Source organism: Nonomuraea sp. NPDC005692 (assembly GCF_040631115.1).
GTDB lineage: Bacteria > Actinomycetota > Actinomycetes > Streptosporangiales > Streptosporangiaceae > Nonomuraea.
The window spans coordinates 440,674-453,141 of sequence record NZ_JBEXYU010000001.1 but is presented as its reverse complement, the minus strand read 5'-3'; the positions used below and the strand labels follow the sequence as shown (position 1 = coordinate 453,141).

Sequence of the window (12,468 nt, the reverse complement as noted above, 5' to 3'; positions counted from 1 at the left end):
TGGTCCCTTCCGTGCTGGTTCTTCCTTCCGGCACCGAAGGTAGGGATCACGCCTTGTAGTCGGCTTCCCGCTAGGGGATGCACCTTCCGCGTAGCTCTGAGGTATTACGGGGCTGAGGAGGCGTACAGTGGCCGCACTGAGGAGGCGCCATGCTCACGGTGACATCCGCCGACGGGACCGACGTCCGGGTGGTCGAGGAGGGGCGGGGCCCGGCCGTCCTCGTCCTGCACGCGGGGCTCGACGACGGCACCCAGTGGGGCAAGGTCGCGGGGCTGCTCGCGCCGCGGTTCCGCGTGGTGCGCGTCCGGCGCCGCCAGTACCGGCCGGATCTGGCCGGACCCGCGACCATGGCGCAGGAGGCCGCCGACGCGGTGGCGGTGGCGGCGGCGCTCGGCGGGCCCGTCCTGCTCGTGGGCCATTCCTCCGGCGCGGTGGCCGCGCTGGAGTCCCTGCTCCTCGCGCCGGACGCCTTCGCCGGCGCGGTCCTGTACGAGCCGCCCGTCGCCCTCGGACCCTCGCTCGGCGGCGCGGCGAGCCAGGCGGCCGCGGCCGCGGTGGCGGCGGGCCGGCCGGGCCGGGCGATGCGGATCTTCTTCAGGGACGTGGTGGGCCTGTCGCCGGCGGTCTCCTGGCTGACCGCCGTGGCGGTGGCCGGCCATCGGCCGACGCGGCTGCGCGCGCCGCGCCAGATCGACGACCTGCTGGCGATCGACGCCCTGGGCGACCGGCGGGCGGCGTACGCGGCGATCCGCACGCCGGTGGTGCTGCTCGGCGGCGACCGCAGCCCCGCCCATCTCGGCGCGCGCCTCGACGCCCTGCGGGAGGTGATCCCCGGCGCCCGGCGCGTCACGCTCCACGGGCAGGGGCACGGCGCGCACCTGAGGGCGCCCCGGGAGGTGGCCGCGGTGATCGAGGCTCATGCGCGGGACGTCCTCGGCGAGAGCTGAGACCGTGCCCCCGTGACGCCGACGTCACCTGCGGGGGCCGCAGCTCCCGCGGATGATCAGCTCGGTGGGCAGCACCACCGTGCGCGCCCGCCGGGTGCCCTCGCGCAGCACCAGCTCGCACGCGCGGTATCCCATGTCCCGGCCCGGCTGGGCGATCACGGTCAGCGGCGGGGCGCACAGCTCGGCCCAGGGCACGTCGTCGTACATCACCAGCGACACGTCCTTCGGCACCCGCAGGTCGAGCTCGCGGGCGGCCAGCACGGCCGCCTCGCCCAGGACGTTCCCGCCCGCGACGACGGCCGACAGGTCGGGACGGCTCTGGAACAGGCCGGAGGCGGCGGCGTACGCCGAGTCGCGGCTGCCGGTGCCGAACACCACCAGCTCCTCGTCCACCGGCGCGCCCACGGCCTCGCGGAAGGCGGCGGCCCGCCGGTCGTGGCCGGGGCCGCCGAGGAAGGCGATGCGCCGGTGGCCGAGGCCACGCAGGTAGCGCACGGCCGTACGGATGCCGGCGCGGTCGTCGGCCAGGACGGCGGGCACGTCCAGGGGCCGCGCGGCGCCCTCGGGGACGCGCCCGCGGGGGGCCACGCCGTCGAGGAGCATGAGATCGTCGAGGGCGCTCTCGGCGGGGTCGCGGTCGCCGTCGCGCCCGGCCTCGGGCGGCAGGCGGTCGGCGAAGACCACCGTCATGCCCGCCCTGAGCGCGGGGGCCCACGTCTCGGCGTCGCCGGAGGGCACCGCGATGACCCGGTCGACGCTCTGTTCGAGCAGCATGCCGATCAGCTCGGCCTCCTGCTCGGGGTCGCCGCCCGTCGAGCCCAGCACGACCGGCTCGCCCGCCGACCGGGCGCAGGCGAGCACGCCTTCGCAGAGCTGCCCGTAGAAGGTGTCGGTGAGGTCGGGCACCAGCAGGCCGAGGCCGCCGGTGCGGCGCTGGCGCAGGTTGCGGCCGAGCGCGCTGGGCCGGTAGTCGAGCTGGGCGGCGACGGCCAGGACCCGTTCCCTGGTGCTGGGGCTGGCCGAGCCGCCCGACAACACCCGGGACACGGTCGCGACGCCGACGCCCGCCGCCTCGGCCACATCCTTGATCGTCGCCCGCTTCTCCATGGAAACGATTCCATCATGGATTCCGGTCCACCGGAAGAGCGCCGTGCCTACAAAGGCTGGTCACGCGGTACCCCTTGACACGGATGTCCGTTTCGGGTGAGATACGTGAAAACGTATCCACGGGAACCGAGAACCAACGTCCGGGCCGATCGCCCTGGAGCGCGAAGGAATGTCATGGCATCCATCGTTCTGACGAACGTCGACAAGATCTACGCCGGTGGCGTGAAGGCCGTGAACGGGCTGAACCTTGAGATCAAGGACGGCGAGTTCATGGTGCTGGTGGGCCCATCGGGTTGCGGTAAGTCGACCGCGCTCCGGATGATCGCCGGCCTCGAGGACATCAGCGGCGGCGAGATCGCCATCGGCGACAAGGTGGTCAACCACCTTCCGCCCAAGGACCGCGACATCGCGATGGTCTTCCAGAACTACGCGCTCTACCCGCACATGACGGTCGAGGAGAACCTCGCCTTCGGCCTCAAGCTCCGCAAGATGCCCAAGCCGGAGATCCAGAAGCGGGTCAACGAGGCCGCCAAGATGCTCGGCCTGGAGACCTACCTCAAGCGCAAGCCGGCCGCCCTGTCCGGTGGTCAGCGCCAGCGTGTCGCCATGGGCCGCGCCATCGTCCGTGAGCCGCAGGCCTTCCTCATGGACGAGCCGCTGTCGAACCTCGACGCCAAGCTCCGCGTCTCCATGCGCGCCTCGCTCAACACCCTGCACGAGCGCCTCGGCGTCACCACCGTGTACGTCACCCACGACCAGGTCGAGGCCATGACCCTCGGCGACCGCGTCTGCGTCCTGCGCGACGGTCTGCTGCAGCAGGTCGACACCCCGCAGAACCTGTTCGACAAGCCGGTCAACCTGTTCGTCGCCGGCTTCATGGGCTCGCCCTCGATGAACTTCGTCACCGCCGAGCTGGCCCGCGACAACGGCGCGGTCGTGCGCTTCGCCGACATCAGCCTGCCGATCCCCGACTCGGCGTTCGCCGACAAGCCGGGCCTCGACCAGTACATCGGCAAGAAGGTCATCCTCGGCATCCGCCCGTCGGACTTCGAGGACGCCAACTCGGCCGGCAACCACGCCAACGGCTGGGCCACCCTGCCCGTCAAGGCGGAGGTCACCGAGGAGCTGGGCTCCGAGATCAACGTGCTGTTCCTGATCGACGCCCCGCCGGTCGAGCACAAGGACACCGTCGCCGCCGCCGACACGGGCGACGACGAGGAGGCGGCGCTGCCGCTGGTGGGCGACAAGTCCCTGTGGACCGCCCGCGTCAACGCCCGCAGCCACGTGCGCCCCGGCCAGCGCATCGACCTGGTCCTGGACACGCACAACCTGCACTTCTTCGACCCGACGAGCGGCCTGGCCATCGGCCACGAGGCCAACCGCTAGCAGGTCCAGCCGGATCTGCCGGTCCCGGCCGTGAGTTCCTCACGGCCGTCCCGGGCCCCCACCGCGACCCCCTCCCGCGGCGGGGGCCCACCTTGTTGTACGCCCCGAGGTCAGCGGCGGCCGAGCCGGGCCGAGACGCGCCCGGCCAGGTTGTGCGGCACCAGCTTGCCGATCGCCACGATGGCCTTGTAGCGCAGGTCGGGCACCGAGACCCGCTTGCCGAGCGCGAGGTCGCGCATGGCGTCCCTGACCACGTTGTCGGCCTTCAGCCACAGGAACCCCGGGATGCCCGAGGTGTCCATGGACGCCCGCTGGTGGAACTCGGTGCGCACGAAACCGGGGCACAGCGCCATGATCTTGATCCGCGGGTTGCGCACGTCGTTGGCCGCGGACTCGCTGAAGTTGACCACCCACGCCTTCGAGGCGCTGTAGGTGCCGCGGGAGAAGAACGCCGCGACCGACGCCACGTTGATCACCGCGCCCCGGTCGCGCTTGCGCATCGCGGGCAGCGCCGCCAGGGTGAGCCGCAGCACGGCCTCGCAGTGGACCTTGAGCATGCGCAGCTCGTCCTCGACCGGCACCTTCAGGAAGTCGCCGGGGTGGCCGAAGCCGGCGTTGTTCACCAGCAGGTCGACGCCGTCGCGGAGTCTCGACTCGACCCTGGCCAGGCCCTCCTCGGTGGCCAGGTCGGCGGGCAGCACCTCGACGTGCACGCCGTACCTGAGCCTGAGCTGGTCGGCGACCTGGACGAGCCGCTGCTCGTCGCGCGCGACCAGGACGAGCGAGCAGGCGTCGGCGGCCAGGCGGCGGGCGAACGCGGCGCCGATGCCGGCGGTGGCGCCCGTGATCAATGCGGTTGGCATGTCCTGAACCTTAACGTCCCCGGTCGGGCGTGCGAGTATGGACGGCGTGCGCCCCCTCGCGGCCGTGCTCCTCCTGGCCCTCACCGCCTGCTCGGCCGCCTCGCCCCCGCCCGGCCCGGCCACCGTGTCCTCCGCCCCGCCGGCCGCCACTCGGGCTTCCACGCCGGCGAGCCCTGAGCCGAAAAGCGCTCCCCGGCAGGTGCGTTTCCGTGAGATCGGCCGGTTCGAACGGCCGGTCGCCCTCGCCGTGCGCAAGGGCGACGCCCGGCTCTACGTCGCCGAGCAGGGCGGCCGGCTGCGCGCCATGGACGGCGACGTCCTCGTGGACCTGTCGGGCGAGGTGAGCGGCGGCAACGAGCAGGGCCTGCTCGGCGTGGCCTTCCATCCCTCGGGCCGCTGGCTCTACCTCGACTGGACCGACACCCGCGGCGCCACCCACGTCACCGAATGGGCCTTCGACGGGCATCGTGCCACCGGCCGGCGCGACGTGCTCACCCAGGAGCAGCCGTACGCCAACCACAACGGCGGCCAGCTCGCCTTCGGCCCCGACGGCCATCTCTACATAGGGCTCGGCGACGGCGGCAGCGCGGGCGACCCGCAGGGCAACGGCCAGGACCTCGGCACGCTGCTGGGCAAGATCCTGCGCATCGACCCGCGCGGCAGGCCGTACAAGGTGCCGCGGGACAACCCGTTCGCCGGGAAGGACGGCGCGCGGCCCGAGATCTGGGCCTACGGCCTGCGCAACCCCTGGCGGTTCGGCTTCGACCGGCACAGCGGCGACCTGTGGATCGGCGACGTCGGCCAGGACGAGGTGGAGGAGGTCGACCGCCAGCCGGCCGCCTCCAAGGGCGGCGAGAACTACGGCTGGAACCTGCGCGAGGGCGAGCGGCCCTTCCGCGGCGGCACGGGCCGCGGCCTGACCGAGCCGGTCATCACCTACCCCCTGCGCAAGGACGGCAGCTGCTCGGTGATCGCCGGGTACGTCTACCGCGGCGCCGCGCTGCCCTGGCTGCGCGGCAGCTTCCTGTACGGGGACTTCTGCGCCGGCTGGGTCAGGGCCGCGCCCGCGGGGGAGCCGTCGAAGGCGGCCGAGATCGGCAGGGTCGAGCAGCTGTCCTCGTTCGGCGAGGGGCTCGACGGCGAGCTCTACGCGCTCAGCCTGCGGGGTCCGCTCTACCGGATCGAGCCTGCCTGACCCGCTCGATCAGCTCCTCGACCTGGTCGTTGAGCCGCGATCCGCGGGTCCAGCCGGCGTAGTGGGTCAGGAACACCACCACTTCGCGCAACTCGCTCTCGCTCAGGTCGCCCGCCCGCAGCGCGACGTCGAGCTGTACGGCGGTCAGCTCGTCGAGCCCCTGTCCGACGAGCAGCCCGAGCAGGAGCAGCCGGCGCTCCTTGACCGACAGGGCGGTCCTGGACCACAGGTCGGCGAACTGCCGCTCAGCCGTCATGCCGAAGGAGTCGACGGTCTCCATCGCGGGTTCTTTCATGGTGCGCTCCGGGGCTCGGGATGGGCGTCCTCATATCCTTTGCTACTTCCTGTGGTCTACCAATGGGGGTTGCACGAACGTTGTATCCCGGGCGACCGTAGAGTGTGGCGGCCTGGCCCATACCATCATTTGGTGATCTGTAACAAGTAAAGCCAATCAATGGCCAAGATTTGGTCAAGATTTCTCATCGTGCATCCGGCCTCATTCCGCATGAAAGCGGGCACAACAACTGCGTTGGTCCGTAAAGCGGAGGTAAGCCCTGGTGAAAAGGACACGGGCTTGGATCGCGCTCATGGTCGCGGTTTTCGTGCTGTCGGCGTGCGGGCAGCCGGAGTTCACCTACGTGCGGGACAGGGAAGGGACCACCTATTTCAAGGTGCCCGCCTCGTTCAAGCAGCTCAACGCCTATCCGATCGAACTGTATCTGACGGGTGACCAACCCGGTTCGCTGGCGGCGGCGACACGCGCGCAGCGGGTCTGGTCCACGGCCTTCGACCAGTCGGCCGAGCCGTCGGTCAACCATCTGCTGAGCTCGTCCGAGCCGTTCGTGTACGCCACCGTGCACAAGCTCACCGAGCAGCAGCGCGACGCGATCTCGCTCAACCGGCTGCGCGACTTCGTCCTGCCCGTCACGGACCCGATGCGCGAGCTGTACGAGCAGCGGACCATGAGCACCGGCCGGCCGCCGATGTTCGCCAAGTTCGAGCTCCTCAGCGACGACGTCCTCGCCCTGGAGAACGGCGCCAGAGGCGTACGGGTGCGCTTCAACTACCAGATCGGCGCCGACGTACAGACGTTCGACCAGACCGCGATCCTCGACGAGAAGGGCGCGACGGTCTCGGTCATGCTCATCGGCTGCCGGGCGACCTGCTACCGCGACCGCGGCGCCGAGTTCGACAAGATCGCGGGTTCGTTCAAGCTGCTCCGGCTGCCCGGATGAGGGGGCGTCAGTGACCACCACCTTTCAGCACGAAGGGCTGCGCGCACCCGGCAGCGGGCCCTCCGACCCGGACTCCGTGACCAGGAAGAAGATGCAGTTCTGGGACCGGAGCAAGTTCCTCGTCGCGCTGGTCCTGGCCTACCTGATCCTCACCTGGAAGGTGACGGCCGACTGGACGGGCGTCGTGGCCTTCCCCGAGGCGGCCTGGAAAGTCGGTTACGAGTACCAGTGGATCTTCTGGCTGCTCGGCGCCGAGGCCGTGCGGCAACTGCACTTCCTCGTCAGCGAGCACTGGTCGGGCTATCACCGGTTCTGGAGCCAGAAGGTCTTCGGCGGGTTCGAGCGGTGGACGCACCGGCGCTTCGACGACTGGACCAGATACCGCATCTCCAGGGCCCTGAAGATCGCCTTCTTCGTCACGCTGACCGCGCTGGTGGCGGGGGCGGTGCTGGACGTCAGCCCGTTCGTCGCCCTGTTGCAGGCGCCGACGCTGATCTGGCAGGCGCTGCCGTTCCTGCTGCAGATCGTCTTCCTGTTCTTCTTCGTCATCATCCAGTTCGTCGGCCTGTTCTGGTTCCTGTCCAGGGGCGGCGTGGAGACGTACTTCCCCGACGACATCAAGACCCGCTTCGCCGACGTCTGGGGCCAGGACCACGTGGTCGAGCGGGTCCAGGAGAACATCGTCTTCCTGGAGCGGCCCGACGAGATCGAGCGTCGCGGCGGGTACGTGCCCAGCGGCCTGCTGCTGTGGGGCCCGCCCGGCACCGGCAAGACCCTGATGGCCGAGGCCGTGGCGGGCGAGACCGGCAAGCCGTACGTGTTCGTGGATCCGGGAGCCTTCACGAACATGTTCATGGGCGTCGGCATCCTGAAGGTCAAGGGCCTGTTCAGGAAGCTGCGCAAGCTGGCGCTGCGGTACGGCGGGGTGATCGTCTTCTTCGACGAGGCCGACTCGCTCGGCAAGCGCGGCAAGCTGGCCCAGCAGGGGCCACCCGGGCAGGGCGGCTTCTCGGCGCACTCCGGCTGCCACGGGATGACGTACCTGTCGGAGGAGAGCCGCTCGGCGCTGGCCGTCAAGGGCCGGCGCGAGGCCGCCGACCCGCCGGGCACCTGGCGGGAGCGCTTCTTCGCCGGCGGCGGCATGATGAACAGCGGCGACCCCGGCACCCTCCAGGCGCTGCTCACCGAGCTGTCCGGGCTCAAGAAGCCGCGCGGCTTCTTCAACCGGCTGGTCAGGCGGCTGCTCGGGATGCGGCCCAAGCCGCCGCCCAAATACCGCATCCTCGTCATGATGGCCACCAACCGGCCCGACGCGCTGGACGAGGCGCTGCTGCGGCCGGGCCGTATCGACCGCATCTACAAGGTCGGCTATCCGTCCAAGGCCGGGCGGGTGCGGACGTACCAGGGCTATTTCGACAAGGTCGACCACGAGCTCACCGGGGAGCAGATCGACAAGCTGGCCACGATCACGCCGTACGCGACCGGGGCCACGATCAAGGACCTGGTCAACGAGTCGCTGATCACCGCCATCCGCGACGGGCGGGAGGTCATCACCTGGTCGGACGTGCTGCGCGCCAAGCGGCTCAAGCAGCTCGGCCCGCCCGAGGACGTCGAGTACATCGAGCGGGAGCGGCACGCCGTGGCCGTGCACGAGGCGTGCCACGCCGTGGTGGCGTACGTGACCCGGTTCCATCTGGAGATCGACATCGCCACCATCGAGAAGGGCGCCGACTACCTGGGCATGGTCGCCTCGATCAAGCCCGAGGACCAGTTCACCCGCTGGAAGTCCGAGTACGAGGCCGACATCATGGTCTCCCTGGCCTCGCTGGCCGGCGAGCGCATGTTCTTCGGCGAGGACAACTCCTCCGGCGTCTCCGGTGACCTGCACGCGGCCACGTTCCTCACCGCGCTCATGGAGTCGTACTGGGGGATGGGCTCCGGCGTCACCTCGCTGCCCGCGCTCCAGGAGCTGGAGATCCACGGCGGCAAGGCCGTGCGCGGCCGGGGCGGCGGGGGAGGCGGCATCGGCATCACCGAGCGCGAGCCGGTGCGCGCCGCGCCCGACCTGACCCCCGACGTGCTGGGCGAGCGCATCGAGTTCAACCTGGTGCGGCTGCTGGAGAAGACCGAGCGGCTGCTGGAGGAGCACCGCAGGCAGGTGCTGTGCCTGGCGCACGCCCTGGAGACGCACAAGACGCTCAACGGCGACGACGTGGTGGCCGTCGTCCGCGGCGAGCGCGGACCGCTCGTGGACGGCACGATCTACGCCTCCGACGAGCTCTACGCGCAGCTGGAGGACTACCACCGCGACGCGGCCAGGGCGCACAAGGAGCACAGCCGCATCGAGCGCGAGCTGCCCGGCCCGGTGGAGGCGGAGGCCGAGCCGCGGGCGGTCGCCTTCGCCGCCCCGGCCGGAGGCGCCGGCACGGCCGTGGCGCAGGTGATCACGGCCGAGGTCACCCGGATCGACCAGGGCGTCGGGCAGGGCGTCCGGCAGAGCGTCGAACAGGGCGGTGACCGGCCCGAGTTCGTGCCGTGGGCGCCCGGCCCGCGGGCCGCCCCGGTCCCGGCGGCGGTCCCGGCGGCGGTCCAGGCGGCGGTACCGTCAGCGGTCCCGGTCCCGGCCGGGATTCCGGCCGCCGTCCCGCACGCGGGCTTCGGGCCGGTTCCCGGGGCGGTCGCCGAGCCCCGGCGGCGCCGGCGCGCCGGTCGGGCCTGGCTGGTCGTGGCCAGCCTGCTCGGGCTGATCGCGCTGGCCCTGATCGCGGCGCTGGCGGTGACCGGCGCGGTGCCCGGCGCGGGCGCCGACGTGGCGGCGGCTCCCGCGCTCGCCTCGCCGGCCCTGCTGCTCCTGCTGTTCGTCGTGGTCGTCGGGGTGGTCGTGGGCGCCGGGCTCGCGTTCGTGGCGGTCAGGGGCGTACGGACGGCGCAGGCCAAGGCGGAACGCGAGCGCGACGAGGCCCACCGGCGGGCCCAGCTGCTGGCCGCGGCCATGGACCCGGACACGGCCATGCGGCTGCTCGGCTACGACGGCAACGGCAACGGGACCCGGGCCGATGGGTGATCTCATGGTCACTTAGAGTAAGGACGCATGAGCAAGGACGGCGTCGTACGCAGCCTGGTCCCCGCCCGCATGGACCGCCTGCCGTGGGCGCCGTTCCACACCCGGCTGGTGATCGCGCTCGGCGTGGCCTGGGTGCTCGACGGGCTGGAGATCACCATCGCCAGCAACGTCGGGGCGTTCCTGCAGCGCCCCGACACGCTCGGCTTCACCTCCGCGGAGGTGGGCCTGTCGGCCACCGTCTACCTGATCGGCCAGGTGGCCGGCGCGCTCTACTTCGGCTGGCTGTCCGACCGGCTCGGCCGCAGGAAGCTGTTCATCCTCACGCTCGGCATCTACCTGGTCGCCAGCGGCCTGACCGCTCTGTCGTGGGACCTGTGGAGCTTCCTGGTGCTGCGCTTCGTGGCCGGGGCGGGCATCGGCGGCGAGTACGCGGCCGTCAACTCCGCCATCGACGAGATGATCCCCTCGCATTACCGGGGCCACGTCGACCTGGCCATCAACGGCACCTACTGGCTGGGCTCGCTGCTGGCCACCTCGGCCACGTTCCTGCTGCTGCACCCGGGCGGGCCGCTGGACCCCGACTGGGCCTGGCGGCTCGGGTTCGCGGTCGGGCCGGTGATCGGCCTGGCGATCTGGGGGCTGCGCCGGCACCTGCCGGAGAGCCCGCGCTGGCTGATGACGCACGGCCGCGAGGAGGAGGCCGAGCGGGTCGTCGCCCGCATCGAGCAGGAGGTCGAGCGGGAGGACCGGGTCAGGCTGGAGCCGGTGCCGCAGGAGCAGGCGCTGGAGATCGTCCCCGAGCACCACGCGCCGCTGTCGCAGGTCGCCAGGACGTTGTTCCGCACGTACCCGGAGCGCTCGGTGCTGGGGGCGACGCTGATGATCTGCCAGTCGTTCCTCTACAACGCCGTGTTCTTCACCTACTCGCTGGTGCTGACGCACTTCTACGGCGTCCCGGCGGGCTCGGTGCCGCAGTACATGTTCGCCTTCGCGGCCGGGAACCTGCTCGGGCCGCTGCTGCTGGGCAGGCTGTTCGACACGGTCGGGCGCAGGCAGATGATCTCGGCCACGTACATCACCTCGGGGCTGCTGCTGGCGGTCACCGGGTGGCTGTTCAAGGAGGGGCTGCTGACGGCGGTCACGCAGACCGTGCTCTGGTCGGTGATCTTCTTCATCGCCTCGGCGGCGGCCAGTTCGGCGTACCTGACCGTGAGCGAGATCTTCCCGATCGAGCTGCGGGCCCAGGCCATCGCGATCTTCTTCGCGCTCGGGCAGGTCGCGGGGGCGTTCGGGCCGACGGTCTTCGCCTCGCTCATCGGCGACCAGCGCGACCCCGACCCGACCAGGCTGTTCTGGGGCTACTGCTTCGGCGCGGGGATGATGGTGGCGGCCGGGCTGGTGGAGATCGTCTTCGGGGTGAAGGCCGAGCGCACGCCGCTGGAGCACATCGCGGCCCCGCTGACCTCCCGCCAGGCCACCTCTACCTAGCCGGGCCGTGCCCGGCCAGGTGCTCGGCGTGCGCCCGCGCCACCAGGGCCGCCAGCCGCTCGTCCCGGGCGACGCCGGCCCGCTGCCGCTCCGGCAGCTCGCCCAGCCGCGCCTCGGCCGCGAGCAGGTCGCGGTAGACCTCCTCGCGCCGCTCCGGGTCCTTCTCCACGTCCAGGTAGTCCTGGGCGTGCCGGCGGACGGCCGAGACCACGTTCTGCGCCCGGCCGCGCGGGCTGGCCAGCGAGGCGGCCACGGTGACCAGCAGCACGCCGACGATCACCGACAGGGACAGCCCGGTGCTGATCTCGGTGACGTCCACCGGCTCGCCGCCGTTGACGAACGGCACGTTGTTCTCGTGCAGCGCGTGCAGCCCGAGCTTGACGCCGATGAAGGCCAGGATGACCGCCAGCCCGTAGGCGAGGTAGATGAGCCGGTCGAGCAGGCCGTCGATGAGGAAGTAGAGCTGGCGCAGCCCCAGCAGGGAGAAGGCGGTGGCGGTGAAGACGAGGTAGACGTTCTGGGTGAGGCCGAAGATGGCCGGGATGGAGTCGAGCGCGAACAGCACGTCGGTGCCGGCCAGGGCGACCATGACCAGCAACATCGGCGTCATCACCCGCCGGCCGTCCCGCACCGTGAACAGCCGGTCGCCGTCGTAGGTGTCGGTGGCGCGGAACAGCCTGCGGGCCAGGCGGACCATGATGTTGTCGGTGTGGCCCTCGCTGGCCTCTGGCCGCAGCAGGTTGCCCGCCGTGAGCAGCAGGATCAGGCTGAAGACGTAGAACACCCAGGCGAACGTCTCGATCATCGCGGCGCCGAGGAGGATGAACCCGGTCCGGGCGACCAGCGAGAAGACGATGCCGAACAGCAGGGCCTTCTGCTGGTCGGCGCGCGGCACCCGGAAGCTCCCCATGATGACGAGGAAGACGAACAGGTTGTCGACCGACAGCGCCTTCTCGGTCACGTACCCGGCGAAGTACTCCGCGCCCGGCTCGGCGCCGCCGAACACCCATACGCCCACGCCGAACAGCAGGGCGATCCCGACGTACAGGGCCGACCAGACGGCCGCCTCGCGCAGCGTGGGAACGTGCGCCTGCCGCACGTGGAAGAAGAAGTCGAACAGCAGCAGGCCGGCGATCCCCAGGATCGTCAGCCACCACACGGGCGCGGACACGTCCACGAACGC

At 71.2% G+C, this 12,468-nt stretch carries 10 protein-coding genes; 6 read left to right on the top strand and 4 right to left on the bottom strand.

What is annotated here, in order from left to right; genetic code table 11:
- Positions 1-149: 149 nt before the first annotated feature.
- A complete protein-coding gene (locus ABZ459_RS02100; RefSeq protein WP_357964701.1) occupies positions 150-947 on the top strand; it encodes an alpha/beta hydrolase in 798 nt (265 codons plus the stop codon).
- A gap of 24 nt (positions 948-971) precedes the next feature.
- Here the strand turns inward: ABZ459_RS02100 and ABZ459_RS02095 are convergent, their stop codons facing one another.
- Complete coding sequence (locus ABZ459_RS02095; protein ID WP_357964699.1) at positions 972-2,054, bottom strand: LacI family DNA-binding transcriptional regulator; 1,083 nt, start codon at positions 2,052-2,054, stop codon at positions 972-974.
- A 174-nt stretch (positions 2,055-2,228) separates the two neighbouring features.
- Between ABZ459_RS02095 and ugpC the strand changes: the two genes are divergently transcribed.
- Complete coding sequence (ugpC, locus tag ABZ459_RS02090; RefSeq protein ID WP_352357172.1) at positions 2,229-3,440, top strand: sn-glycerol-3-phosphate ABC transporter ATP-binding protein UgpC; 1,212 nt, start codon at positions 2,229-2,231, stop codon at positions 3,438-3,440.
- Positions 3,441-3,550: 110 nt separating this feature from the next.
- On the opposite strand, the gene ABZ459_RS02085 is transcribed toward ugpC, so the two are convergent.
- Positions 3,551-4,303 carry an SDR family oxidoreductase gene (locus ABZ459_RS02085; RefSeq protein ID WP_357964698.1) on the bottom strand — a complete coding sequence of 251 codons (753 nt, stop codon included), beginning with the start codon at positions 4,301-4,303 and terminating at the stop codon, positions 3,551-3,553.
- Between the two features lie 46 nt (positions 4,304-4,349).
- Here ABZ459_RS02085 and ABZ459_RS02080 point away from each other — a divergent pair, with 46 nt between their 5' ends.
- On the top strand, positions 4,350-5,498 hold the full coding sequence (locus ABZ459_RS02080) for a PQQ-dependent sugar dehydrogenase (RefSeq protein WP_357964697.1): 1,149 nt from the start codon (positions 4,350-4,352) through the stop codon (positions 5,496-5,498).
- Here ABZ459_RS02080 and ABZ459_RS02075 read toward each other — a convergent pair.
- Positions 5,458-5,793: a carboxymuconolactone decarboxylase family protein gene (locus tag ABZ459_RS02075; protein WP_352324894.1), complete on the bottom strand. Its 336-nt coding sequence runs from the start codon at positions 5,791-5,793 to the stop codon at positions 5,458-5,460. The genes ABZ459_RS02080 and ABZ459_RS02075 overlap by 41 nt on opposite strands.
- Before the next feature lie 292 nt (positions 5,794-6,085).
- Here ABZ459_RS02075 and ABZ459_RS02070 point away from each other — a divergent pair, with 292 nt between their 5' ends.
- The 3 genes from ABZ459_RS02070 to ABZ459_RS02060 are packed head-to-tail and all read left to right on the top strand — an operon-like array spanning position 6,086 to position 11,285.
- The gene (locus ABZ459_RS02070; protein ID WP_357964695.1) at positions 6,086-6,733 is read left to right on the top strand and encodes a hypothetical protein; all 648 of its coding nucleotides are present in this window, start codon (positions 6,086-6,088) and stop codon (positions 6,731-6,733) included.
- Positions 6,734-6,743: 10 nt separating this feature from the next.
- Positions 6,744-9,797 carry an AAA family ATPase gene (locus tag ABZ459_RS02065; RefSeq protein ID WP_357964694.1) on the top strand — a complete coding sequence of 1,018 codons (3,054 nt, stop codon included), beginning with the start codon at positions 6,744-6,746 and terminating at the stop codon, positions 9,795-9,797.
- Positions 9,798-9,824: 27 nt separating this feature from the next.
- Positions 9,825-11,285, top strand: a complete 1,461-nt coding sequence (locus tag ABZ459_RS02060) for an MFS transporter (protein ID WP_357964693.1) — start codon at positions 9,825-9,827, stop codon at positions 11,283-11,285.
- Here ABZ459_RS02060 and ABZ459_RS02055 read toward each other — a convergent pair.
- Positions 11,278-12,462, bottom strand: coding sequence for a TerC family protein (locus tag ABZ459_RS02055; RefSeq protein WP_357964691.1), 1,185 nt, complete (start codon positions 12,460-12,462; stop codon positions 11,278-11,280). The two genes, ABZ459_RS02060 and ABZ459_RS02055, sit on opposite strands and share 8 nt — an antisense overlap.
- Positions 12,463-12,468 lie beyond the last annotated feature (6 nt).

Excerpts from the sequence above, each read along its gene's own strand:
- ABZ459_RS02070 (WP_357964695.1), top strand. The coding sequence starts at position 6,086 with ATGGTCGCGGTTTTCGTGCTGTCGGCGTGCGGGCAGCCGGAGTTCACC.
- ABZ459_RS02085 (WP_357964698.1), bottom strand. The coding sequence starts at position 4,303 with ATGCCAACCGCATTGATCACGGGCGCCACCGCCGGCATCGGCGCCGCG.
- ABZ459_RS02100 (WP_357964701.1), top strand. The coding sequence starts at position 150 with ATGCTCACGGTGACATCCGCCGACGGGACCGACGTCCGGGTGGTCGAG.
- ABZ459_RS02075 (WP_352324894.1), bottom strand. The coding sequence starts at position 5,793 with ATGAAAGAACCCGCGATGGAGACCGTCGACTCCTTCGGCATGACGGCT.
- ugpC (WP_352357172.1), top strand. The coding sequence starts at position 2,229 with ATGGCATCCATCGTTCTGACGAACGTCGACAAGATCTACGCCGGTGGC.
- ABZ459_RS02060 (WP_357964693.1), top strand. The coding sequence starts at position 9,825 with ATGAGCAAGGACGGCGTCGTACGCAGCCTGGTCCCCGCCCGCATGGAC.
- ABZ459_RS02095 (WP_357964699.1), bottom strand. The coding sequence starts at position 2,054 with ATGGAGAAGCGGGCGACGATCAAGGATGTGGCCGAGGCGGCGGGCGTC.